The following is a 21685-nucleotide window of genomic DNA, read 5'->3' as shown; positions in this document are numbered from 1 at the left end:
GTAATCCGATGCTACGGGGCACCCTTAATTGGCATGAAAGGGCGTGGACCAACGCTCACGGGTCTCCTTGTTAAAGGGCGGTTGCCAGAGCCGAATCAAGGTTTGTTCCAGTCGTCGTCGAGGACGGGTTCCCTGCGGGACATCGGCCCAGAAACGGATGCTTGTCCTGCAATTCAAGCCTGTACTCATGCAGGCCTCTTGGTAACTCGCCAAGTAGGCCTTGCAGTCGTGCTCGCCTTTCCAGCGCCGATCAGCCTCCTTGGTTTCTCCGATGTAGAGAAGGATGGGATGGTCGAGTTCCTTCGGGCGATCCATGACGAGATAGATGGCCGACCCTTGGTGAGGACTCTTGGGCCAGCGCCAGAAGCTCAGCGGTAAGGGTCTTAGCTGAAGGGGCTGGAAGCTGCTCAATGGATTGGTGTTGTCGCTGGCAAACAGGTGCTGTTGTTGTGCGAGTTCATTCCGAGGCCCGAATTGAGCAGAAAACAGAGGTGCTTGGAACTGATGGATTCGTTCTTGCCAGCGTCGCAACAGCTCTGCGCTCAGGGGCAAGGAACGCTCGATCAGACCACTTGACTCTGCCAATGGCTGGTCGAAAAGATTGCCCTGCCCAGCAGGAGTGGTCATGGATTTAGTTCCTCGGAGGAAGGCTGGGGCCGGATGGTCGTGCCCCAAAGCTCACGCGGCCAATGAGTTGCTCAACAGCATCAGGGGGTAAACACACGCGTTCCTGTAGATCAGCGAGATGCTCAAACGGCTTCATCCGCCGCTCCTGGATCAAACGTTGGAGGCGGGGTTTTGGCCAGTTGAGAGTCTGCTCTAACAAGGTGGGTGCGGCGGCATTGAGATCCAGTGGAGGCTGCTCAGGCAGCACTGGAGTATCCCCATGCCAGCGAAATACCAGGTGGGGTGCCCAGAGTTGGATCAGATCAGCTGGAAGGTTCAGCAAGAGCGCGAGATCATCCAGCTGGCTGAATTGCACCCCACCCCGTTGCAGTCGCATCAGCACATCGACCATGTCTTCACTGCAACCAGGCAGTTGTTGCCATTGCTCAGCGGTTGCCCTGTTGACATCAAGGCTCCAGGTATCGGCTGGGCTAGGGGACGCCATCGGTTGTTGTTGTGCTTGGACAGGGTCTGGAGGCAGATCGCCGGTGGCCTGCAAAAGCTTGCGAGCCAGGGGGTCAAGCCAATGCCGGCGCGCCATCGCTTAAGGGACTTGCTTCTTGGCCAGGACCTTACCGAGCCCAAGCCTCAGTTGTTAGGGGTCCAGCGCGGAGGCAGGGTTGGGATGTCGATCAGTCCCTGTTGAAAGGCAACCACCACAGCGTGGGTTCGGTTGTTGGCTTGCAGCTTGCGCAGAAGACTGGCGATGTGGGATTTCACGGTGTCGATCGAGACGACAAGGCTGTCTGCGATCTCCTGATTGCTCATCCCTCTGCAAAGTCCACGCAGCACGTCTTCTTCCTTCAGGGTTAGTTCGGGAGGAATGGATCCCAAGGCTCGTCCCAGTCGACCGTGCCGGAGAACATCGGCGATCACGGAATCGTGATACATGCCATCGGATTCCATCGCGGTGAGCGCTGCACTGACGCCTCCCATCCCGACATTTTGATGGGAGCACAGTCCATCACAGGGCGCATCGATCGCCTGAAGGATGGTGCGCAGAATTGGACGCTGAACGAGCAGCAACGCCTTCAAGGTGGGATGGTCTTGCTTGGCACGTCGAACGAGGCTTGGGCCATTGCCACCCTCGAGTTGGTCGGTGCAGATCAAGAGATTGACCTCATCCTTTTGCAACCTCTGAAGACAGTCTTCTTCCGTCGTAGCGGCAGCGACGAGGTGCCCAAGTTCCTGAAACCAGCCGATCCAGCTGGCTAACAACACACGATCGCCACTGGCAATCGCTGTGCGACTACCGCGCAGAAGACTGTGCCCCTGCCTGCTGCGCGTTTGAAGTCTGGGGATCTGGGAGGTGAGATCCACGCCATTACGAAACTCTCCTCATGTTGGCTTTGGTGACGGGGCGTGGATCCGCACTGTGAGGGATTGCGTGAATTGTTCAAAATATGGAAGTCTCTTCTTCAGGACCATGGCCTTCTTCGATTCCGAAATCGTGCAGGAGGAGGCCAAGCATCTATTTGGCGACTATCAACAGTTGATGCAGTTGGGATCGGACTATGGAAAGTTCGACCGAGAAGGGAAGAAGAAGTTCATCGACACGATGGAAGATCTGATGGAGCGTTATCGCGTTTTTATGAAACGCTTTGAGCTCTCGGAAGACTTCCAGGCCAAGCTCACCGTCGAGCAGTTGCGGACGCAGCTGGGGCAGTTTGGGATCACCCCTGAGCAAATGTTCGAGCAGATGAATCAAACCTTGGAGCGGATGAAGAGTCAGCTCGAGCAATCGGAAGGTCAGTGAGCCGTACGATCCGTCGCACAACACAGGCCTTCCGTAATGACAATCACCCCCCATTCACTGCCGAACTGGTTGGAGCGGGGAATGGCCGATTTGTTTCCGGACGGAAATCCAGATGATGTGGATCAGGCCCTGGCTGCTCGTATGGCCGCGGCTGAGTTGGAAGGCAGACCTCTGCGGGTGAAATTGGGCATTGACCCAACGGGAAGTGATATTCACCTTGGCCACAGCATTTTGTTTCGCAAGTTGCGCGCTTTTCAGGACGCGGGTCATACAGCCGTCCTGATCATTGGTGATTTCACGGCTCGGATCGGTGATCCAACAGGCAAGAGTGCCACGCGCGTGCAGCTCACAACGGAACAGGTGGAAGCCAATGCAACGACGTATTTGCGCCAGTTAGGGCAAGGACAGCCGAAGGAGCGGGCTCTGCTTGATTTTGAAACCCCGGGAAGGCTGGAGGTGCGACGCAACAGTGAATGGCTTGGAGGCCTCGATCTGCCACAGGTGATTGGCTTGCTGGGAACGGCCACGGTGGGCCAAATGTTGGCCAAAGATGACTTTTCCAAGCGTTACGGGAGCGGTACTCCCATTGCGCTGCATGAGTTCCTTTATCCCTTGCTTCAGGGGTACGACTCTGTTGCTGTGGATGCTGATGTGGAGCTAGGGGGCACTGATCAGAAATTCAATGTGGCGATGGGACGTGACTTACAGCGTCATTTTGGACAACGAACTCAGTTCGGTTTGCTCTTGCCCATTCTGGTCGGTCTTGATGGCGTGCAGAAGATGAGTAAGAGCCTTGGCAACACGGTGGGTCTGGAAGACGATCCGTTGTCGATGTACTCCAAGCTCGAAAAAGTGGGTGATGCGGCTATCAACGACTACCTCATGTTGCTTACTGATTTGCCTGATGAGTCGTTCCCAGACAATCCCCGTGACAAGCAAAAAGCAATGGCGCTGGTGGTGACGGCAAGTCGCTATGGAATGGAAGTGGCCCAAAAAGCTCAGGCGGACGCTGCCACGTTGGTGGGTGGATCGGGAGCAGCATCAGCGGATGTGCCCGAGGCCTCCCTTTCTGCAGTGAATTTCCCTGCCAAGGCGTTCTATCTGCTCAGCGCGGTGGGTATCTGTGCCAGTAGTAGTGAAGCGCGTCGACAGATCAAAGGCGGAGCAGCACGCCTTGAGGGAGAGAAAATTACTGATCCCAACCAGGAATTTGTGTCGGCGTCGGAATTGGAAGGGAAGGTACTTCAGCTCGGTAAAAAGACATTTAGGCGATTGGTTCCTTGATGCTGCAACGCAGTTGCTGTTCTGACCCTTGATGAGCTGCTATGACTGCCACAGCTCAAAATCGGGAGACACATGTTTGATATGAAATCTTCGCGCTCAATTTTGGGAGCAGCCCTCACTTTTGTGGTGGGTGTGGGAATGGCAGCACCAGCTTATTCAGGGATTAAAGAGGAATATGAGCGGGCTCAGGAATGTGACTACAGCAAGGCTGAATATGGAAGCGATGTTGGAGTATTTGATGAGGTTAAAGTGCGTTTTTGTATCAGTAATGATCGTCGCTTCCTTGTTTACGTGATGCGAAGCGGCAAATCATGGGCTTTGCCATTTGATCGAGACTATCGCCAGGCGGGAGTGACGAGCCTGAATACAGTTGAGGGCGATAAGTTGGTTCATTATTCCAAGAAGAAAGGTGTTGTGGAGCGCGTGATTTTAGGTAGAAAACGCACAGAAAGGCCTGTTTTGTATTGATGAAAGCCATCTGCTTATTTGTGAATTAACTTGATGACATCTCGTTGTGTGTTGCCGGTTGCTGCGGGATTAGCAGAGGGTCCCTGTTGGTGGGCTGAGAGGCAAGTTCTTCTTTGGGTGGATATTGAGGCTTCAAGAATTGGCGTCTTTGATCCTGCAACTGGCAACAATGATTTTTTGTATCTTCCTGCCCATGTGGGTGCGGTCGTTCCCACATCGGTTGGAGATTTGCTGGTCGCAACAGCGGCGGGATTTATGAGGATGGATCCGAGCAACGGCTCTGTGAGCTTGTTGTCGGATCCGGAGGCCGATCGCCCTGGTAATCGATTCAACGACGGTAAATGTGATCCTTGGGGGCGTTTTTGGGCAGGCACAATGGCCTACGACTTCGAGCCGCTAGCTGGCGCTCTATGGCGGCTCGATGGTGATGCAGGCATCACGCGCCAACGCAGCCAGCTCACGATCTCCAACGGACTGGCTTGGAGCCAGGATCGTCGGACGCTCTATTTCATTGATTCGCCAACGCTGAGTGTGATGGCTTTCCCTCTCAACGGTGCTGGTGAGATCGCCGGAGAACCAAGCATCTGTGTCCACATTCCAGAGGATTGGGATGCCCTTCCGGATGGCATGTGTATCGATTCAGATGGTCACCTTTGGATCGCCCTTTTTGGCGGTGGTTGTGTAACGCGCTGGGATCCGTTGCGTGGCTGCTTGCTCGATCGATTGGTGGTGCCTTGTCGTCAAGTCACTTCATGTTGCTTTGGCGGCCCCAACTTGGATCAGTTGTTTGTGACGACCGCGACGAGGGGGATGGATGCTGATGCATTGCAGGCCGAGCCATTGGCAGGTGGCCTGTTTCAAGCCGATGTGGGTGTGAAAGGTTTGCCTGCGGATTGTTTTCAAGTTCTGGGGTGAGTGAAGGGGGTGCTCATGACGCATCACGATGAGGTTTGTGCGGAGACGGTGTGTGGCTTCCTCTTTCTCGGCTGAATCAGCTGAACGGATCATCGTGGCCCTCGATGGGATGGCCCCTGATCAAGCGCTTGCTTTCAGTGCGCAGGTGCAGGGATTGCGCTGGGTGAAGGTGGGGCTGGAGCTATTCGTTCAAGCGGGGCCAGAGGTCGTGATTCAGTTGCGGAATCAGGGTCTGCGCGTATTCCTCGATCTTAAATTTCACGATATTCCGACCACCATGGCCGGTGCCTGTCTCCGGGCGGCAGCGCTGGGAGCCGAGCTGATCACTGTGCATGCCTGTGCCGGCAGTGAAGCCCTGCAGGCAGCTCAGGCCGCGGTAGTGGAGGGGGCGCAAAGCACCGGGCAGCCGGTGCCAACGTTATTGGCGGTCACTGTGCTGACCAGTTGGGAAGAGCATCGGCTGCAGCGGGAACTGGCGGTCGAGCAAGGCATTGCCGAGCGAGTATCACAGCTCGCCCTTCTGGCGGCAAAAGCCGGTGTTGGTGGCTGCGTGTGTTCGCCGCTGGAAGTTGCCTCCCTCAGGGCTCAGCATCGAGAGCCATTCGCATTGGTCACCCCAGGCATTCGTCCTCAAGGCACTTCGGTGGGCGATCAGGTGCGAGTGATGACTCCTCCAGCCGCGATTGAGGCTGGAGCCTCTCAGCTCGTGATCGGCCGACCGATCACTCAATCTGAGAATCCAAGTGGTGCGTTCGCACAGTGCTGTACTGCCCTATCGACGTGAGCCAGTCATCCGTTCTCCCAGTGCGCTCAGCTTCTTTTCAATCCTTTTGGCCAATTTTGGGCTCGCTGCCGTCGAGGATCCTTGAAAGGTTGCTGCGGTGTCGCCAGAGCACCAAACCCATGGCCACCAGCGCGATCAGGACGTAGGAACCAATGCCTGAGAAGCGGATCATCAACAGGGGCAGGCTGACGGCGGCCAACACACTGGAGAGCGACACGATCCGGAAGATCCAAAGAGTCAACAAAAACACACCAAAACTGGCCAGTCCCACGGGCCAGGCCAGACCTAGAAACATGCCGAATCCTGTTGCTACTGCTTTTCCGCCTTTGAAATTCAGCCAAACAGGCCAGATGTGACCAGCGAGAGCGGTCAGTCCTGCTAGCACCTGAATCCAATCACCTAGTCCAAGCGCTCGGGCGACTAAGACAGCGGCGGCGCCTTTGCCTACATCGATCAAAAAAACGACCAATGCTGGAACTTTTCCCACTTGCCGGAGCACATTGGTGGCTCCTGTGGAGCCCGAACCGAGCTCGCGCAAGTCAATGCCTTTGAGCCAGCGCCCTGCAATCCAGCCACTGGGGATGGATCCGAGTAGGTAGCCGAGGATGAGAGAAAAGAAACCCATCAGAGAAGTTCGTTGTCGTCGTCGTAGATCTCACCGGGTCCAGCCGCAAAGGCCATCCACAGTGGGAACTGAAGCACGGGGATGTCGACGACCCGCTCTGCGGCATCGATCAGGATCAAAGGAACCTCACCGCGTTCTTCCAGGCGGTCAGCGCGCTCGACTAAGGCATCACCGCGTTCAAACAGGACGATGCCACTGTTTGGACCGAAGTCTTCGCGGCCTAATCCAAGGGCATCTTGCAATCCGCGCCGCCATTCTCCGAGTCGCTCTGGTTGTCCAGCCAGAACAAGGGTTTGGAACTGATCGCCGTAGAGATCGCTGAGAATGGCAATCAGGGCACTTCCTACCAATACGTTTCGCGGGCGATTGCCGCGACTGGACTGCGCTCCTCGTCCACCTTGATTGAAGAACCAGTCTTCAAGGAGGGCGATGTCGCTGTGGTCGAGGCTGCGGCGCAGCTTCCAAGGATCGGCATAGAAGTCTGGTTGCTCAGCAAAACGCTCGAGGCTGGAGCGAATTAGTGCTTCATCGGGCCTGAAGGTGTCGGCAACCGCTGGTGTTAGATCTGCAATGTTGTCCCCTTCCTGAGTGCTGGCAGCCTCTTGATCCAGAGGAGAAGGCTGCACCACAACCGGCTGGGATACCAGCTCCAACTGCTCGACCGACTGAGCCATGCCCTGAAGCGCACCGCTCAAGTACTCCTGGAATCCCTTCACGCGCCGTGCAATGGCATCGGATTGGCCGACGAAGCTTCCTGCAATCTCCTGTTCAAGCTGCCGTTTTCGTTGGTTGAGGCTCTCGATGTCTTGATGCAAAGCATCCCTGCGTTGTTGCAGCTCGGTCAGGGCAAGGCTGATCAAGGCATCGCTACCTGAATCTGCAGCAGAGTCATCGCTTTGTGGTGCCTCCGGTTCAGGCGACGACGCTTCGGCCGTCTCGTCGGAATGCTCGTGGGGCGTCTGATCGGTGTCGTCAGGCATGGTCCGCTCGTCCTTGGGTTATTTCAGCTGATTGCGCGACGCAAGTCGAACCTTCTGTTCAAACGTGTGGGAAGCGTTTCGTTTTCGTTACGCCAGGGCATGAAGAAGGAGCTCATCCAATTTTGCTCAGGATTTGGCTTGTTGTAGGTGTCCCACCCGTTTTTCCAGTTGTTCTTGAAGTTCTTCTGGATTGAACAGGATCGGCAGGAAATGAATACTTTTGATTTCACGGAAGTAAAAAAGTCCCGGCAGCCAAGGCGCGAACAGACGCCATGACATCCATTCACTGAAGGGGAAACGGCGTAGCTCTTCTTGTCCGCGCCACACCACCAGATCGTGTTCGCTGAATTCAAGTTTCAGGATGTAGGTCTGCACCAGAAGAAACACGCCAAATAACCCCACGACGAGGGGCGGCCAGGGACTGAGGGGTAAGGGCCAAAGGCTTGCACTTAGCAGCAGAATCACAAGCGGGAGCCTGGGGTTCGGGCTGATGGTCACGCTGTTGGTCTCTGGGGAGGGTGTCATGGGATTGGGCAATCAGCCGAATAAAATCTGGGTGAGCAATACATCCATCAGCGCCACGCTGACAAGGATCATGACCACAGCCCCTGTGGTGCTGGTGCCAACCTCTTTCGCTCCGCCTTTGGTGGTCATTCCCCATCCGCAGGCAATGACACCGATTTGAAGACCAAAGACCAGTGCTTTGATCAACATGAAGGGCAGGTCATCAGGTGTTAGCCAGGTCCTAACGGCTGTCCAAAACACGGCTGGAGGGATGCTGTAGAGGTTGGTGCTGCTGATTTGAGCGCTCCAGATCGCAACCCCAAAAAACAACAGGCATTGCACCGGTGCCATCACCACCATGGCGATCAGGCGCGGGACCACCAAGTACTCCACGGGATCGGTGCGCAGCATGGTGATCGCGTCGATCTGCTCGGTGACCTTCATCGTTCCCAATTGGGCGGCATAGGCAGTGGCAACCTTTCCAGTCAGCAGCGTGGCCGTGAGCAGGGGAGCAATCTCCCTGGCTAGACCAATGGCGAGAACACCTCCCACGGTGGATCCAGCGCCCATGCTGTTGAGCTCCGCTGTGATTTGAATATTGAATACGGTGCCTGCAGCTAAGGCCGTGATAATCACGATTAAAAAGCTTCCAGGCCCTGCTTCCTGGAGCTGATCAAACAAATCAATGGTGTTGATTCGACCTTTGGTTGTGGCTGAGACAGCTTGTCCGCCGATCAGCAGGCTGCTGCCAAGTCGGTTCAGCCAGCGAGGGGACTTCATTAAGAGGAGATTCAGAGAAAAGACTTAAGCGCTGTGCAGATGAGCGCCGCGATCAGGCCAGCGTCGCATCAACAGAAGCCCGATCACCACCAACACAGCCGGAATAAAACCCATGCAAAGACGAATGGCAATCAGTGCTGTTTCAGGCTGTTGGACAGAACTCAATGCGCCATCGGCTGTCTTGGTGGAGATGTAGCCAGTGAGCTGGAGCAATGTTCCAAAAACGCTCATGCTGAGGCCAATGATGAGTTTTTGTCCAAACACCATCCATGCCGTGTAGAGGCCCGCTGGGCGGGTGGGATCAGCGTCGATCGCATCAGGCAGCAGGGACCAGGGGATGAGATAAGCCGTTGAGGCCCCCAATCCAACCAGCATGATCAGGCCGATCACCGGGATCAGGGCAACCAGGCTGTTATCCGTCAGTGGCGCAAGGGTCATCGAAAGGAGACAGGCGGCAATCCAAATGCTCGATCCCCAGCCAAGTGCCTTGATTCGGCCGAACCGGTTGGACAGCACGCTCCAAACCTGGAGACCCACCAATGCGGCGATATTGAAGGCAAGCAAGAGCAATGTGGCAATTCCAGCTGGAACGTGGATGACTTGGACGAGCCAAATCAGGGCAACCACTTGCATCAGCTGTAGGCCAAACCACAGCAGTAAATACAGCCCTAGCACCATCAAAAATCGTGAGTTGGAGCGAATGCGCCGCAGTTGTTGCCGTAGGGGCTCTTTGTTGCCACTGGGGCGTTGAGCTTTTTTGGCATATGGGGCAAGACCCCAGCAGCAAAGCAGCGTGGCTGCTGCTGCGATCGTTCCTGTGATTTGTCCCATTAATAAGTAGCCCCCACTCCCCTCTCGCAAGACGAAAACAGCGATGAGTAACCCGATGGTTCCCGCCAAAATGGATCCGGTAAAACGAGCTGCATTCAGCCGCGTGCGAATCGCCGTATTCGGTGTGAGCTCGGTGGAAAGCGCCGCATAGGGCAGATTCACGCTGGTGTAGGCCGTCATCAGCAGGATGGCCATCAGCACGTAATACGCCGTGCGTTGCAAAATGCTGCCCTCAGGTACCCACCACATCGCTGCCAGGCTGATGCCCAATGGCAGTGCGGCCGCAAACATCCAGGGAAGTCTTGGGCCCCATCGAGTCCTTGTGTGATCGCTCATCCAGCCGATCAACGGATCATTGATGGCATCCCAAAGTTTGATCACGGTGAGTAGGGAGCCGGCAATGAGAGCTGGCAACCCTGCTGCAGAGGTGAAAAAGGGAAACAGGTAAAACCCCAACGTCGTGGCGGCTAGTCCGGTACCTGCATCTCCAAGCCCATAAGCGAGCATCAGACGGCGACGGGAGCCCTCGGGGCGAGCTGTTGAAGAGGTCAATCCGGAACAGTGGGCACTCGAAACGTCATAATGCTTGGGCACGCGACTCAACGGCTACCATTTTCGGCAAGCAGTTCTGGCGTACTAGTGCGGGCGTAGTTTAGTGGTAAAACCTCAGCCTTCCAAGCTGATGATGCGGGTTCGATTCCCGCCGCCCGCTTGATTCACAAACTCAGTCGGTCTGCGTACTCCTGAGCCACCATCACTACTAGGCTTCTCGCCTCTAATGGCACTCCAGATGGACTCCAACGCTCGATCCGCGTTGGGAGATCTTCTCCAGCAGGTAATGCTGTGTCAATCAATCGACACCATGGCGAGGCCGCTTCTGGTAAGTCGAAGTGCATGGATTTGAAGTACGCGTTGAATCCCATCCACAACACAGCCCCTTGATGTCCTTGCTGCAGGCTCATCGCTAAGCAGTGGGACCAGTTAGCCCAGTCAGGTTTGCTGAGCTCTACGCCATGCCACTGCCTCCACAACTCGTCTGAATCGTTTGATCGAAGCGGTTTCTTTTCAATGTGAGGCCGGATCGGATTGAATAAAACCGCAAGTTGTTGGCGCACATTCAGCAGGCGTTGCACGTAGGCCTGCAACTCGTGATCGCAGTGATCGTCTCCCCAGATCATCCAGCTGAGCGGGCTGTCCTGGCACCAAGTGTTGTTATTCCCTCCCTGACTGCGCCCCACTTCATCGCCCATAAGGAGCATCGGGACACCACGACTCAGCAGCAAGGTGCTGAGCAGATTGCGTTGTTGGCGCCGTCGCAGTGTCTGGATAGCGCGATCGCTGCTCGGCCCCTCGACTCCGTGATTCCAGCTGTTGTTGTGGTTCTCCCCATCTCTGTTGTTTTCACCATTGGCCAAGTTGTGTTTGTTGTTGAAGCTCACGAGGTCCAAGAGGCTGAAGCCGTCATGGGCCGTAATTAGGTTCACTGAGCTACCAAGGCTTGCCGCTTTTCCGTTGTACAAATCGGGACTGCCACGGAAGCGTTGTCCTAGAGGCCAGGTGCTGCCCTCATCTCCTTTCCAGAAACTGCGCAATGCATCACGGAAGTGTCCATTCCAGGTGCCAATCCGTTTGGCTGGAAAATCACTCAGCCGATAGAGCCCACCACAATCCCAGGGTTCGCTCACGAGTTTGAGTTCACTCAGCTGAGGATCAGCCTCCATCGCTTCAAACAGGGGAGGGTGTTCAAGGGGTTTCAGCTTCTCCCCGCGGCTGAGAGCAATCCCTAAATCGAAACGGAATCCGTCGATACCCAGTTCATTGGACCAGCAACGGAGTGATTCAAGGATGAGTTGTCTGGAGAGTGGATCGTTGGCAGCAATGCTGTTGCCACATCCGCTCACGTCCATGTACTCACCTGCATCGCTCTGGTGGTAGTAATTGCGATCAGCAAATCCCCTCCAGCTCAAGGTGGGACCGTTGCGGTTCCCTTCGGTGGTGTGGTTGTAAACCACATCTAAAAGGACTTCAATGCCTTCGTCATGGCAGGCCGCTACGAGGTCTCGGACCTGGTCTCGAGCCGAATGGGGATCCGAGCCCGTCGCATATTCGTGATGTGGTGCGAACCAACTGAGAGGGCTGTAGCCCCAAACATTGTCACGACCAGCGGGGGCATCGTTGGGATCGAAGGCTTGGATCGGAAGGAGCTCGATCGTGGTGACCCCGAGCTCCTTCAGGTAGGGGATCTTTTCGATCACTCCCAAATAGGTTCCGCGTTGATCTGGGCTTACACCGCTGTCGGGGCGTTTGGTGAACCCGCCGATGTGGAGCTCGTAGATCACGGTCTCTTGCCAGCTGTGGCGAGGACGGGGATGGGCTTGGAAATCGAACGGATCTCGTTCGCAAACCACCGATTTCAAGCACCTATCGGTGTTAGGTGATGCACCGGTCGCCGCTGCTCGCTGGTAGATGTTCCAGCCATCAATGGCCCGTGCGCAGGGGTCAACTAGCACCTTGGCGGGTCTAAAGCCATGGCCACCTGGCTCAATGGGGCCAAACACCCGATAGCAGTAGCAACAGCCAGCACCAACTCCTTCGACCTCGACATGCCAATAATCTGCCGAGCGATGTTCCTCCGACAGCTCAATCACCTGCTCAGGTGTTTTTGCCTCTGGATGGGAAAAGATCAGTAATTCGAGCCGATTGGCCGTTGGCGCTGCAACAGAAAAATTCACACCTCGAGGTGTGATCGTGCTGCCTAGTGGCCAGGGACTGCCGCGATGGATCGTGCTCAAAGATCCGCCCGCAGATCGCAGGACGTACTTCCCTCAAAGTAGAGGGTGTGATGGAACTCCACCGAAATGACGATGACCTCGGCTTTGGAGTCAGGCCGACCGCCTCAGCAAATTATGGACAACCTTTGGTTGTTTCCACCCAATCGAGACTGTCGCGGTGGGTCGTCTTGGTGGCTCGATGTAGAGCCTGAACCCGTACTGATTGATTGCCCGCCGCTGACTGAGGCCAGCCTTCAAGCTCTGTATGACCTGGCTTCTGATCGTTCGCCTCGGATTCTTCTCACGAGTCGAGAGGGACATGGCCGCCTTCGGCGTTTGCAGGAACGATTGGGATGGCCTGTGTTGGTTCAGGAGCAAGAGGCTTACTTGTTGCCAGGGGTTCAACCCCTTGAGACTTTTGTTGATTCCCACATCACTGCCTCTGGTTTAAGGCTGCTTTGGACGCCAGGACCCACACCTGGAAGCTGCGTTGTGCACTCTCCAGCCCCTCTGGATGTGCTGTTTTGCGGACGATTGTTAATTCCGGTTCAAGAAGGCCAGCTGGCTCCTCTTCGTCATCGACGCACTTTTCATTGGCCGAGACAGCAGCTCAGTCTTCGGCGCCTGCGCGATTGGATTCCCCCAGAATCCAGTCCAGCACTAGCTTCTGGAGCAGGGCTTGGGGCGCTCCGAGGTGGGCGTTTAGCTCCTTTTGCGAGTTGGAGTCCTGCGCAATCAGACCGTCTTCCTCAAGACTGATTCGGTGAATGCATTGCGGCACAGCGTTTTTCGGTTGCTTCAAGGCGCTGGCCTCCATACGATTGGCACGCTCAGGGAAGCCGTGCGGATGTTGACCTCCGCAACGTCAACCAGCGCGCTCTCGCTCCACACCACTCCTTCCATGAACAAAGCTGACCTCGTCAACCTCGTTGCCGCTCGCACTGAACTCACCAAAACGGACGTCTCCCTCGTGGTTGACGCCGCTATCGACACCATCATTGATTCGGTTGTCGAAGGGAAAAAAGTTTCAATCCTTGGTTTCGGTTCGTTTGAACCACGCGAGCGTTCTGCTCGTCAGGGCCTGAACCCTAAAACCGGTGAAAAGATCAAAATTCCTGCCAAGCGTGTTCCAGCATTTACCGCAGGCAAAATGTTCAAAGACCGCGTCCAGGGCTAGGTCACTAAGCCTTTGATGATGATGGGGTGGTCTTTGGACCACCCTTTTTTGTTGATCTGAACGATCAGCACTGTTGATGGCTATCCAGCTTCCTGATCACCTAAGTCAAGTCCTGCAGAACGGTCAGGGGCTAAGCCAACGGTGCTATCGGGGCCGATTTGCGCCGACTCCATCCGGTCCTCTTCATCTCGGCAATGTGAGGACGGCCCTTTTGTCTTGGCTGCGTGCCCGACTCAACAACGGGCAATGGCTGTTGCGGGTGGATGATCTCGACACCCCAAGGATTCGTACTGGCTCCATTGAATCTGTGTTGCAAGACCTTCGCTGGCTTGGACTCAACTGGGATGGACCCGTCGTACTGCAAAGCAGACGACGCGGACTCTATGGCTCATTCCTTTCCACGTTACGGAAGCAGGGTTATCTCTATCCCTGTCGCTGCAGTCGCCGGCAGCTTGACGGTGCAACGATTTATCCGGGAACGTGCAGGCGGCTTCATCAAGATTGGGGCTTTAAGGACGCGCGACTACCTTCCTGGAGACTGCGCGTTGTTGAGCCTTTTGCGACAGCGGTAGGAGATGTCGTTCTCCGTCGCGCCGATGGGGTCATTGCGTATCACTTGGCTACGTCCATCGACGAGTTGGCCTTAGGTATCAACGAGGTGGTGCGAGGACAGGATCTTGTGTCTGTCTGTGCTGCCCAGAGTGCAGTCATCACGTCCTTGGGGATGACCTCTCCGCGCTACGGGTACGTGCCCTTGCTCTGTGATGCATCCGGTCAAAAACTGTCAAAACGCGATCATGTGACAGGCCTGAGCGCGCTGCGTGATCGTGGAGAAGGTGCAGCACAAGTGATTGGCCGATTGGCCGCATCTCTGGGTCTGGTATCTCCTACGACTGCGATTTCTGCTGAAGAATTGCTAGAGGAGCTCAGAGAGCGTCAGGACAAGCTCACGTCATTGATTGTTGGGGCTGATTCTTCATAAAAAGTTCGGGATCGCAAGAGAAAAAAGGCTTCAAACTGAAAGTCTTGAAATGGCAACAGAAACGATGATTTGCAGAAGCTGCGGCGGTAGCGGAATTCAGCGGATCAATGACAAGCGTTTTCGCACATGTCTTGATTGTCTGGGTCAAGGTGATCCCATGAAAAGTCAAAATAAAGAGCTGGACATGTCACTTCCAGCACTTGGACTTCAGCACACCAAGGTCCGTTCTGAGTCGGTTAGCGCAGTTGTTTCTTCCTCTGTTGCCAAATAAAGAAGGCGGCGGTCACCACGACAGCCAGCAAGGGCACAGTGGTGAACAGCAGAAGGGCGACAGCAGTCCAGTCGGTGTACATCCGATGCGAGAAATAGCTGTCGCATCCTCTCAGGAGATTGCGATTTCTGGGGCAATTCTGTTGGTCGTTGGTGGTGCCTTCATCGGCTCTGCCTCTGCCTCTGCCGCTTCGCTTAGAAGCGTGAATCCTGTTGCGTTGGATTGTTTTCGCTTCGAGCGAATCGCCAGCTGTCAGCAAGCCTTGATTCGAGCTGAACAGCTGCAGCGCAGTGCATCAGCCCGTGATCGTTACCCGTGTCAAACGATGCTTTTAGGCCTTCAATCTGACTTGCTCATGGTGCAGCTGCGTGCCGGACGTGGGAAAGACGCTGTCAATTTTTTGACTGCTGTAAATGTTCAGTGCCAGGGCTTCTGATGGTCGATGCCGTCAAACTGGTTTCAGTTGTCCATTCGCTCATGCCGATCCATCAACGTCTTGATGCGCGTTTCATGTCAGCGGTCCCTCTTGTCCTCGGCTTCGTTTCACTTGTTGGTGTCTCAGTGAAGGGCCAGGTTCGCTTCAATGATTGCCAACCTGTTGCTGGGGGAGGCGTGACCTGCAACACGGTGCCTTATGGGAACACAAGAACACAGATGATTGATGGTCAATACGGACTTTTGGATCAAGCCAGTCCTGGATGGGCTGAATATGACCCTTATGAAGGGTATGAGGACATGCTTGGTGGCAACCAGACCTGATTTCTGATGGATCGACCGTTCTGAATAAGCCGTTTACAGACGGCTAAACGCTGCAGGCTGAACCGTGTTCGTCCTTATAAGCAGGCGTGTAAAGAGTTGATCACAACGTTTTGGATGATTTTCCACAGCTTTTCCACAGCCGCTGATAGTTGAATCTGTGTAGTAAGAGTTCAACGTTCAGGTCTTGCATCAAGAAGGCTCCTCTTGCTTTTAGCTTGCTTTATTTCGTTAATCCCTTTTGATTTAATCCAGCTCATTTGGTTTGCAGTTCAGCCATGGAAAGGGTTTATTGCGAGTAAAAGATGTCACATTGTTCTATCGCTGAAGTTGCGACATTTCATGACTGATCTTGCTTCATTGCTGTGATGAACCTGGAGAGGAGCAATCGCTCGAGCAAAAGACTGTCTTGATATGAAATTCGTGTGGAAAAACAGATGAGTAGAGAAGGATTTGGCGAATCAGGAATGATCACCTTTCAGGTTCTGTGCGGAGTCTGAAGGTCTCGATGATGTGGCCGTGGGTTGGAGCAATTTTCAACGCTTTGGGCTGAGGTCGTCGACCTAGGTTGGTTTCGCTGAGTGGCTTGTTCCTCTCTTCTGCGGGTCGCAGGATCGGTGGTGACTCAGCCCAATGTTTTTTCCATCTGGAAACGAACGAAAGGCACGCCGCCAATCATGAATGGCTCAGGAGCGATCACCGTCCAGCCTCTTTGTTCAAGCATGGGTCGAGAGAGAAGGCTGGCCTCTGTCTGCAACCGTTGGATTCCCATTCGCTGCGCATCGCCTTCAATGGCCTGAAGAAGAGCTGATCCATGCCCCTGTCGAGACGATCGACCTCGGCAATACAGCATTGACAGTCGGTTGGAGGGATAGCGAATCGCGAACCCATCATCGATCCCACTGATCCAGCCCTGGCCTTCTTCCAAGGCGCGATCCAAAACTCCTGGTAGCCAGGCGAGGTTAGTCCAAGCTCTTATCTGCTCAGGGCTGTAAGCCTTAGCGGCCTGCGTTTGAATGGCATCTACGTAAATCTCGCGTAGTAAAGGGGAGTCAGCGGGCTGGATACGGCGCATACCAGTGCTTCGCAAAACGTTGTAAACAAGGTAAAGTTTGTGTAGTTATCTGAAGTTGATGGATTCCACTTCTATGCCCCAGGGCGATTGCTTCCAGGAAGAAGCTTCAGAGCAAAGCAAGTCAGGGCGTTTTGTTGCTGCTGAGCTTCTCAACGGTCGCTTAGCCATGCTTGGCTTTGTGATCGGTCTTTTCACGGAAGCGTTGACAGGTCATGGCATTCTGAGCCAATTCACTTTTGGTGTTTTAGGCCTTAATTGATGACCGATTATTCTGTTTGGATCTACGCAATGCTGGCTGTGACTGCCTTGATTACAGCAGCTGTTGTTTACACTCTCTCTCAGCCAAGTGATTTGCCATACTTGAAGGGTAAATAGTTCTTTATCGCCAATTGTGAAGTCCCGTCGCAGTGCTTCGTGGCCCCTTCGTTAACTTCTTGAGCTCTTCATTTGCTCTAAAATTTTAAGGACTAAGTTAATTTTGTGTAAAGCATTTATTGTGTAATCTAAATCTTTTAAGATGCAAGATGTCAGTGGCAGCAAACTTCCAGGGGGATGCTGCTTCAATGCCGTGACGGCATCAATCCACGATTTTTCTTCGGTTTTGGTAATCAATAAGGAAGAAGTAAAGCTAAAAAGTGTCGCAGGCCAGCAAGCTGGTTTGATCAAGAGAGGGATGCAATCGTCTCTTGATCGAGATGGCGTTGGACTGTTGATCAAGCAACTCCAAAGAGCGAAGCCGTAGTGGTTCGGCTTCTTCGGGTTCATTATTTTTAAGCGTTCTCAACCGCTCCGAGGTGGATTTTGCTCACGGTGTCAGTGAGTTCGCCAATATCGAGGAGACCTTCGGCACTGAACCAAGGAGCGTTTGCCCAGCTAAAACCTTCCCCAAAGGTGTTGTCTGGTGCAACGACGTACCAGTGGCATGCCGTGTCAGGGACGTCTACAGCGCATTTCGACCAATCGTTTGACCATTGAGGGACTTGAACCCACATCACTGCCGCGAAAAACAGCGAAATAATCGGCCTGAGCATTTAATTCCTGGATGGCTTGATATCGTAATCGAAATTTAAGAATCTGAGGTCTTCGAGTTTTGCTCAATGGAATCAAGGTGCATCAAGTGCAAGATGCTGCAGTCTTTGTGGTCTGACGATCTCCTCTTGGAGCAACTGCAGAGTCGAGGCGAAGTTGATGTGACCGGTCGACCTGTTTTAAGAATAAAGATGATTGATGATTTAATCATCGATCAAACAGAGATCAATAGAGCAGAAAACGCTGAATGATTGAATCTTGATCAACGAGAAGGGTTTTTGGGTTGTTAATTATTGAAAAACTGTCAAGGAAGAATTATGACGTTTTGGCAGCTAATTGATAGCATAAGAGTCTTTATTCTTGGTCGAATCTTGTAAAAGATATTCACGCTAATGCTTTGGGCTGTGAGGGAAAGAATTAGCTTCCTTTCCTTGCATGCTTTTCACGAGCCTGACGTCGCTTCATGGCGTGCAAAAACCCTTTTTCAAGAGAAGTGAGTTTTGGGTTGGATTCACCAATTGCATCGTGGGCGCGTTGCTTTGCGTCGTCGATGAATTTATCGCCCTTGTCGAAGCCCATGTGGTTTTAGCGTTTGTTGCAACTTAGGCACGCTGTTTGATCTTGACATCATTGTCAGCTAACCCTGTGAAATGCTTGCGACCATTGTCGAGCTTTGTCAGTAAAGGGTTTGAAGGCCTTTATTGAATGGATCGCCAGCTCGTACTTCCAAAGAATGAAAACAGATTTCGTTTATTTGCAGCGTCTCTTTTGGTTTGGGGCAGTATTTCTGCTCTGATCGTTTGGGGAGTCAGGAGTGCGTACCCAGCAATCTGACGGCGCTCTCTGGCTCTGATTTGCTCGATGCCGTCGCGAAGCGTGGCTGTTAAAGGCTTGCCTGTGTTGATCTCAATGCGCTTGAGTGTCTCCAGGGATGTCTGATTCCTTCTTGCGTCGTTGCCTTCAGGCCCAAAACTTATGGCAGAAGACATTCAGCAAACCCATCCGCTCTATTCGTCGGATCGGGACATTTTGGATTCATTGCTTGGTTTTGAAGGTGCTCCGGGGCCGGACCAGCTGACCTCAGCAGCAAGACTTGCGACGCGATATGGAGAGTTTCCTGGGGCTGATGACATCAAGACAGACTTAGAGAAAGTGGTTGCTGGCTGGGGCTTCACTCGTGAAACTCTCAATCGTCAATGCAGAGAGATTTGGGCAAGTGGTTGGCGTCCAGGTCAAAGCCTCAGTGATGAAGTGGGCTCTGGATCCGATGTTAGTGATTCGGAAGCGCTCTAACGATTTCATTCAAGCGCGTGTAGAAAGTAAAATTTTGAGTTGCTCTCGTCACAAAGGCAAGAATGATTCCTGAAGTAAAGCCACTGTCTTGTGCTTGCTCCTAGGTTTACAAGACCCATATGGTAATCAGTGATGCTATTTGGTTGGTTTTCTGATGTTTCATGAGACCTTGTTCTTGTTTGAAATTGATCATTGATTTGAATTGCTGCTTGATACTGTGGCCGGCTCAGGATTGCCAATGCTGGCGCTTGTTGCGTGCAGATCTGTCTCGTTTTTGGGGTTTTGCTCGTGGCTTTTGCTGAGGTGTTGCCTCCAATTTTTGATGGCTGGCAAGACTCTTAAGCCTTTCAGCATCAGAGGTGAGAAGACTTGGGTGGCGGAACGCAATCACAGTCATGAAGATTGCTGTTTAGAAAGGATTTGCTTTTGACAAGCCCATGAATTTAATTGCGTTGTTTACAGCAGCTCCAGCGGCTCCTTATGCCTGGTCTCTTGTGCTGGCTGGCGCGGTTGTGATTGCAAGCATTGTTCCTCTTGGTGCGGCGCGCTCCCAGGCTGACTTCACCATGGCTGACATGGATGCGCCAAGGGCGATGTTTGATCGTCTGCCAGCCTGGGGTAAGCGCGCCAGTTGGGCCCATCAAAACAGTTTTGAATCATTTGGCCTGCATGCACCCGCAGCGTTGTTGGCTCTCATCGCTGCTCTTCAGACAGGACCTTTGCCAGGCCTTGCCGCAATTGTTGCGCTCATTCAGCCGATCCTGCGTCTTATTTATATCGGTGCCTACGTCGGCAACATTGCAGCCTTGCGAGGCTTGTGCTGGGCTTCGGCGCTCTTTTGCACCGGCATTTTGTATGTGGAGGGCTTGAAGGCTCTTCTTCAATCAGCTTGACCGGCGAATCAATGGATCCTCGCTGGGAGTCGTGGGCATGTTGAACCTCTCATGTTTGACCATTGCTTGTTATCAACGCACCCTTATCGTTGAATCACCGAATCCTGATCCTGGGGATGAGTCACATTCAGCGGGGTGTCTATTAGTCGAAAAATAGAAGGCTAACTACTTTCCCCATGTCTTCTGCGGTTCTACAACTTGCCAACAGAGTTTCACTGTCATGAAACGCGAAACAAATCAATTGATCACAACGGTTAATGATTTCTTGGTTGCAGAGACTGCTGGCGATGGGCAAGGGTAAATCGTCATGCTCAGGTTTTTCGATGAGATGGAGAACCTGATCAAGTTGGTCGCGAATTTCCGGAACTTGGCGATCGAGACTCTGTGGGAGCAGCACGGTGAGTCGTTCTCGATCAACGGCTAAGACCCCACGAATCACAGCTGCATTCACACCTTGGGAGCCAGAGGTGAGCAACGTATGCCCCTCCTGAGCCAAGGATCGAGAGATCAGCTCCACTAAGTGAATTGCGACAACCGGCACGTGGCGGCTGCCAAGAATGGCAATTCTCCGTTTTCCCTTGTCCTGAAGTAGGGCAAGTTCTTGGGCAAGTGTGTCGACCCTGTCGAGTGCAGGAAGATCAAGAGAGCGGCTCAATGACATCCCACTGGCGATTGCAAACGCTAGCAGCGCCCCTTGAGAGAGGCGTGACCCGGAGAATGCTGCGGAAACGCTCAGCTAATGGCACGAAATAATTCGCTCAGGTGGCAGTGCTCTTCGACCAGTCGGAAGGCGTAGGTGGCCTTCACTGTTTCGTGAAGTCGAACGTGTCCAAAGGCCTGTTCGATCACTTCAACGGTGGCCAGCGTGTCGTGCTCAACCTTCAGAAGTGGTACCTCTAATTCATCGGCACGATTGACCAGTTGGGGAAGAGGCTCTCCAGCGCCGGTGAGGATGAGGCACTGCGTTGAGGCCTCCAGAGCTGCGAGCTGAATATCGGTGCGATCCGCTCCTGTCACCACCGCCATGTTGCGCCGCCGCCTGAAGAATTCCATCGCGGAATTCACATTCATAGCTCCGATACTCAGGGTCTCAACCAGGAGTTCGAGGCGTTCTTTGCAACAAATCACTCTGGCATCAAGACGTCGCACCAGCTCTCCAACGGTGACGCTGCGCAGCAGAGGAGACCGCGGCATCACCCCGAAGACCTCCAATCCCAGCGCCTGGAGAGCCGGCACAACATGTTGGTTCAGCTCCTCGACTTCATCCGGTGTTACTGCATTCAAGACAACACCTGCTAGTCGATCTCCGAGCTGATGCTGCGCTGCGAGTAGGGCATCAACACTCCGGCTGTCTTGCCAAAGATGCACAAGGATCACAGGAGCATCGAGTCCCTGAGCAAGTTGTACGAGGCTGAGGCCGTACATCAAACCTTCATGGAGGCTTCCTGCTGCTTCGAGCATGGTGAAGCTGTCTTGATCGTTTTGCAGATCCTTCAGCAGCATTTCGAGCCCCGTTCCCGCTTCCAAATTCCCTTGCCTCAAGCGAGTGTCGGCTGTCTCTGGAGAGAGCAGGTGGAGAGACGGAATCAAGCGGGTCTCGTCGAGCCCAAGGGTTGTGCCAACGAATCGCACGTCGTCATCAATCAGCGGGTCAGGCAGAGGAGAACCCTTGGCTGTCCACTCAAGACTCGTGGCCAGTGGTTTGCCAAAGCGAACAGTCTGGCCTTCAGACTGGAGATGGCGGGCTAATCCAAGTACGAGAGCGGATTTGCCGCTGAACGGCTCACAGGATCCGATCAGCAGTGTGTTGCCCATGCAGGAGATCCCGGCGTGTTCAGCAATTTA

The 21685-nt window shown here is 53.9% G+C and carries 29 protein-coding genes and 1 tRNA gene; 15 read left to right on the top strand and 15 right to left on the bottom strand.

All coding sequences use genetic code 11. The features are described from left to right. Positions 1-24: 24 nt before the first annotated feature. The 3 genes from SYNC_RS10140 to SYNC_RS10130 are packed head-to-tail and all read right to left on the bottom strand — an operon-like array spanning position 25 to position 1986. Positions 25-627: a hypothetical protein gene (locus tag SYNC_RS10140; RefSeq protein ID WP_041426670.1), complete on the bottom strand. Its 603-nt coding sequence runs from the start codon at positions 625-627 to the stop codon at positions 25-27. Between the two features lie 4 nt (positions 628-631). Further along, positions 632-1207, bottom strand: a complete 576-nt coding sequence (locus SYNC_RS10135) for a hypothetical protein (RefSeq protein ID WP_011620116.1) — start codon at positions 1205-1207, stop codon at positions 632-634. Between the two features lie 47 nt (positions 1208-1254). Further along, positions 1255-1986, bottom strand: coding sequence for a response regulator transcription factor (locus tag SYNC_RS10130; protein ID WP_011620115.1), 732 nt, complete (start codon positions 1984-1986; stop codon positions 1255-1257). A gap of 106 nt (positions 1987-2092) precedes the next feature. Between SYNC_RS10130 and SYNC_RS10125 the strand changes: the two genes are divergently transcribed. The 5 genes from SYNC_RS10125 (at position 2093) to pyrF (ending at position 5873) form a co-directional block, all read left to right on the top strand. Next, a complete protein-coding gene (locus tag SYNC_RS10125; protein WP_006853572.1) occupies positions 2093-2422 on the top strand; it encodes a DUF1825 family protein in 330 nt (109 codons plus the stop codon). 36 nt (positions 2423-2458) lie between these two features. Further along, entirely contained in the window at positions 2459-3706 is a 1248-nt protein-coding gene (gene tyrS, locus SYNC_RS10120; RefSeq protein ID WP_011620113.1) for a tyrosine--tRNA ligase, read from the top strand. An 81-nt stretch (positions 3707-3787) separates the two neighbouring features. Continuing rightward, complete coding sequence (locus SYNC_RS10115) at positions 3788-4174, top strand: hypothetical protein (RefSeq protein ID WP_071813717.1); 387 nt, start codon at positions 3788-3790, stop codon at positions 4172-4174. A gap of 33 nt (positions 4175-4207) precedes the next feature. Next, a complete protein-coding gene (locus SYNC_RS10110; RefSeq protein ID WP_011620111.1) occupies positions 4208-5089 on the top strand; it encodes an SMP-30/gluconolactonase/LRE family protein in 882 nt (293 codons plus the stop codon). Between the two features lie 28 nt (positions 5090-5117). Beyond that, entirely contained in the window at positions 5118-5873 is a 756-nt protein-coding gene (gene pyrF / locus SYNC_RS10105) for an orotidine-5'-phosphate decarboxylase (protein ID WP_369791611.1), read from the top strand. Between the two features lie 37 nt (positions 5874-5910). On the opposite strand, the gene plsY is transcribed toward pyrF, so the two are convergent. The 5 genes from plsY to SYNC_RS10080 form a co-directional block, all read right to left on the bottom strand. Beyond that, positions 5911-6498, bottom strand: a complete 588-nt coding sequence (gene plsY / locus SYNC_RS10100) for a glycerol-3-phosphate 1-O-acyltransferase PlsY (RefSeq protein WP_011620109.1) — start codon at positions 6496-6498, stop codon at positions 5911-5913. Next, positions 6498-7478 carry a DUF3086 domain-containing protein gene (locus SYNC_RS10095; protein ID WP_011620108.1) on the bottom strand — a complete coding sequence of 327 codons (981 nt, stop codon included), beginning with the start codon at positions 7476-7478 and terminating at the stop codon, positions 6498-6500. The genes plsY and SYNC_RS10095 overlap by 1 nt, the downstream gene beginning before the upstream one ends. 126 nt (positions 7479-7604) lie before the next feature. Then, positions 7605-8003 carry a DUF3119 family protein gene (locus SYNC_RS10090; protein WP_041427081.1) on the bottom strand — a complete coding sequence of 133 codons (399 nt, stop codon included), beginning with the start codon at positions 8001-8003 and terminating at the stop codon, positions 7605-7607. Between the two features lie 12 nt (positions 8004-8015). Then, complete coding sequence (locus tag SYNC_RS10085; RefSeq protein ID WP_255322044.1) at positions 8016-8777, bottom strand: ABC transporter permease; 762 nt, start codon at positions 8775-8777, stop codon at positions 8016-8018. A 9-nt stretch (positions 8778-8786) separates the two neighbouring features. Next, complete coding sequence (locus SYNC_RS10080) at positions 8787-10100, bottom strand: MFS transporter (protein WP_041426667.1); 1314 nt, start codon at positions 10098-10100, stop codon at positions 8787-8789. A gap of 134 nt (positions 10101-10234) precedes the next feature. Between SYNC_RS10080 and SYNC_RS10075 the strand changes: the two genes are divergently transcribed. After that, a tRNA-Gly gene (locus tag SYNC_RS10075) sits at positions 10235-10305 on the top strand. A gap of 4 nt (positions 10306-10309) precedes the next feature. Here SYNC_RS10075 and SYNC_RS10070 read toward each other — a convergent pair. Then, the gene (locus tag SYNC_RS10070) at positions 10310-12385 is read right to left on the bottom strand and encodes a glycogen-debranching protein (RefSeq protein WP_011620104.1); all 2076 of its coding nucleotides are present in this window, start codon (positions 12383-12385) and stop codon (positions 10310-10312) included. Between the two features lie 66 nt (positions 12386-12451). Between SYNC_RS10070 and SYNC_RS10065 the strand changes: the two genes are divergently transcribed. The 5 genes from SYNC_RS10065 to SYNC_RS10040 all read left to right on the top strand — a co-directional run bounded on the left by SYNC_RS10065 (position 12452) and on the right by SYNC_RS10040 (position 15553). Beyond that, positions 12452-13123, top strand: coding sequence for a hypothetical protein (locus SYNC_RS10065; RefSeq protein WP_041426666.1), 672 nt, complete (start codon positions 12452-12454; stop codon positions 13121-13123). 142 nt (positions 13124-13265) lie between these two features. Continuing rightward, positions 13266-13541: an HU family DNA-binding protein gene (locus SYNC_RS10060; RefSeq protein WP_011620102.1), complete on the top strand. Its 276-nt coding sequence runs from the start codon at positions 13266-13268 to the stop codon at positions 13539-13541. A gap of 82 nt (positions 13542-13623) precedes the next feature. Next, complete coding sequence (gene gluQRS / locus SYNC_RS10055; RefSeq protein WP_041427080.1) at positions 13624-14523, top strand: tRNA glutamyl-Q(34) synthetase GluQRS; 900 nt, start codon at positions 13624-13626, stop codon at positions 14521-14523. A 200-nt stretch (positions 14524-14723) separates the two neighbouring features. Next, positions 14724-15230 (top strand): hypothetical protein, encoded by a 507-nt coding sequence (locus tag SYNC_RS13880; RefSeq protein WP_167897217.1) that lies wholly within the window; start codon positions 14724-14726, stop codon positions 15228-15230. Between the two features lie 74 nt (positions 15231-15304). After that, positions 15305-15553: a hypothetical protein gene (locus SYNC_RS10040; protein ID WP_041427079.1), complete on the top strand. Its 249-nt coding sequence runs from the start codon at positions 15305-15307 to the stop codon at positions 15551-15553. Between the two features lie 622 nt (positions 15554-16175). Here SYNC_RS10040 and SYNC_RS10035 read toward each other — a convergent pair. Further along, positions 16176-16625: a GNAT family N-acetyltransferase gene (locus tag SYNC_RS10035; RefSeq protein WP_041426664.1), complete on the bottom strand. Its 450-nt coding sequence runs from the start codon at positions 16623-16625 to the stop codon at positions 16176-16178. A gap of 58 nt (positions 16626-16683) precedes the next feature. Between SYNC_RS10035 and SYNC_RS10030 the strand changes: the two genes are divergently transcribed. After that, positions 16684-16884, top strand: coding sequence for a chlorophyll a/b-binding protein (locus SYNC_RS10030; protein WP_041426663.1), 201 nt, complete (start codon positions 16684-16686; stop codon positions 16882-16884). Between the two features lie 167 nt (positions 16885-17051). On the opposite strand, the gene SYNC_RS14380 is transcribed toward SYNC_RS10030, so the two are convergent. Further along, the gene (locus tag SYNC_RS14380) at positions 17052-17291 is read right to left on the bottom strand and encodes a hypothetical protein (RefSeq protein ID WP_148201894.1); all 240 of its coding nucleotides are present in this window, start codon (positions 17289-17291) and stop codon (positions 17052-17054) included. Positions 17292-17395: 104 nt separating this feature from the next. Further along, the gene (locus SYNC_RS10020; protein ID WP_011620091.1) at positions 17396-17656 is read right to left on the bottom strand and encodes a hypothetical protein; all 261 of its coding nucleotides are present in this window, start codon (positions 17654-17656) and stop codon (positions 17396-17398) included. Between the two features lie 126 nt (positions 17657-17782). On the opposite strand from SYNC_RS10020, the gene SYNC_RS15170 reads away from it, so the two are divergent. Beyond that, complete coding sequence (locus SYNC_RS15170) at positions 17783-17905, top strand: hypothetical protein (protein ID WP_255321984.1); 123 nt, start codon at positions 17783-17785, stop codon at positions 17903-17905. A 166-nt stretch (positions 17906-18071) separates the two neighbouring features. On the opposite strand, the gene SYNC_RS14755 is transcribed toward SYNC_RS15170, so the two are convergent. Beyond that, a complete protein-coding gene (locus SYNC_RS14755) occupies positions 18072-18233 on the bottom strand; it encodes a hypothetical protein (RefSeq protein ID WP_006853551.1) in 162 nt (53 codons plus the stop codon). Positions 18234-18629: 396 nt separating this feature from the next. Between SYNC_RS14755 and SYNC_RS10015 the strand changes: the two genes are divergently transcribed. Together SYNC_RS10015 and SYNC_RS10005 are read left to right on the top strand one after the other, a co-directional pair. Further along, the gene (locus tag SYNC_RS10015; protein ID WP_041426662.1) at positions 18630-18947 is read left to right on the top strand and encodes a DUF3288 family protein; all 318 of its coding nucleotides are present in this window, start codon (positions 18630-18632) and stop codon (positions 18945-18947) included. Between the two features lie 437 nt (positions 18948-19384). Further along, the gene (locus tag SYNC_RS10005) at positions 19385-19840 is read left to right on the top strand and encodes an MAPEG family protein (protein ID WP_011620085.1); all 456 of its coding nucleotides are present in this window, start codon (positions 19385-19387) and stop codon (positions 19838-19840) included. 142 nt (positions 19841-19982) lie between these two features. On the opposite strand, the gene SYNC_RS10000 is transcribed toward SYNC_RS10005, so the two are convergent. Both SYNC_RS10000 and SYNC_RS09995 read right to left on the bottom strand, forming a co-directional pair. Then, complete coding sequence (locus SYNC_RS10000) at positions 19983-20501, bottom strand: hypothetical protein (RefSeq protein WP_011620084.1); 519 nt, start codon at positions 20499-20501, stop codon at positions 19983-19985. Between the two features lie 71 nt (positions 20502-20572). Then, on the bottom strand, positions 20573-21655 hold the full coding sequence (locus SYNC_RS09995; RefSeq protein WP_011620083.1) for a phosphotransacetylase family protein: 1083 nt from the start codon (positions 21653-21655) through the stop codon (positions 20573-20575). Positions 21656-21685: the final 30 nt, after the last annotated feature.

This window comes from Synechococcus sp. CC9311 (assembly GCF_000014585.1).
Classification (GTDB): Bacteria; Cyanobacteriota; Cyanobacteriia; order PCC-6307; family Cyanobiaceae; genus Synechococcus_C.
This window is presented reverse-complemented; position numbering and strand designations above follow the sequence as displayed.

Bases quoted from the DNA above. Each gene is read 5' to 3' on its own strand.
- SYNC_RS10140 (WP_041426670.1), bottom strand. From the start codon at position 627: ATGACCACTCCTGCTGGGCAGGGCAATCTTTTCGACCAGCCATTGGCA.
- SYNC_RS10135 (WP_011620116.1), bottom strand. From the start codon at position 1,207: ATGGCGCGCCGGCATTGGCTTGACCCCCTGGCTCGCAAGCTTTTGCAG.
- SYNC_RS10125 (WP_006853572.1), top strand. From the start codon at position 2,093: ATGGCCTTCTTCGATTCCGAAATCGTGCAGGAGGAGGCCAAGCATCTA.
- tyrS (WP_011620113.1), top strand. From the start codon at position 2,459: ATGACAATCACCCCCCATTCACTGCCGAACTGGTTGGAGCGGGGAATG.
- SYNC_RS10115 (WP_071813717.1), top strand. From the start codon at position 3,788: ATGAAATCTTCGCGCTCAATTTTGGGAGCAGCCCTCACTTTTGTGGTG.
- SYNC_RS10110 (WP_011620111.1), top strand. From the start codon at position 4,208: ATGACATCTCGTTGTGTGTTGCCGGTTGCTGCGGGATTAGCAGAGGGT.
- pyrF (WP_369791611.1), top strand. From the start codon at position 5,118: ATGAGGTTTGTGCGGAGACGGTGTGTGGCTTCCTCTTTCTCGGCTGAA.
- plsY (WP_011620109.1), bottom strand. From the start codon at position 6,498: ATGGGTTTCTTTTCTCTCATCCTCGGCTACCTACTCGGATCCATCCCC.
- SYNC_RS10095 (WP_011620108.1), bottom strand. From the start codon at position 7,478: ATGCCTGACGACACCGATCAGACGCCCCACGAGCATTCCGACGAGACG.
- SYNC_RS10090 (WP_041427081.1), bottom strand. From the start codon at position 8,003: ATGACACCCTCCCCAGAGACCAACAGCGTGACCATCAGCCCGAACCCC.
- SYNC_RS10080 (WP_041426667.1), bottom strand. From the start codon at position 10,100: ATGCTCGCTTATGGGCTTGGAGATGCAGGTACCGGACTAGCCGCCACG.
- SYNC_RS10065 (WP_041426666.1), top strand. From the start codon at position 12,452: ATGACGATGACCTCGGCTTTGGAGTCAGGCCGACCGCCTCAGCAAATT.
- SYNC_RS10060 (WP_011620102.1), top strand. From the start codon at position 13,266: ATGAACAAAGCTGACCTCGTCAACCTCGTTGCCGCTCGCACTGAACTC.
- SYNC_RS10040 (WP_041427079.1), top strand. From the start codon at position 15,305: ATGTCAGCGGTCCCTCTTGTCCTCGGCTTCGTTTCACTTGTTGGTGTC.
- SYNC_RS10035 (WP_041426664.1), bottom strand. From the start codon at position 16,625: ATGCGCCGTATCCAGCCCGCTGACTCCCCTTTACTACGCGAGATTTAC.
- SYNC_RS10030 (WP_041426663.1), top strand. From the start codon at position 16,684: ATGGATTCCACTTCTATGCCCCAGGGCGATTGCTTCCAGGAAGAAGCT.
- SYNC_RS10020 (WP_011620091.1), bottom strand. From the start codon at position 17,656: ATGCTCAGGCCGATTATTTCGCTGTTTTTCGCGGCAGTGATGTGGGTT.
- SYNC_RS14755 (WP_006853551.1), bottom strand. From the start codon at position 18,233: ATGGGCTTCGACAAGGGCGATAAATTCATCGACGACGCAAAGCAACGC.
- SYNC_RS10015 (WP_041426662.1), top strand. From the start codon at position 18,630: ATGGCAGAAGACATTCAGCAAACCCATCCGCTCTATTCGTCGGATCGG.
- SYNC_RS10005 (WP_011620085.1), top strand. From the start codon at position 19,385: ATGAATTTAATTGCGTTGTTTACAGCAGCTCCAGCGGCTCCTTATGCC.
- SYNC_RS10000 (WP_011620084.1), bottom strand. From the start codon at position 20,501: ATGTCATTGAGCCGCTCTCTTGATCTTCCTGCACTCGACAGGGTCGAC.
- SYNC_RS09995 (WP_011620083.1), bottom strand. From the start codon at position 21,655: ATGGGCAACACACTGCTGATCGGATCCTGTGAGCCGTTCAGCGGCAAA.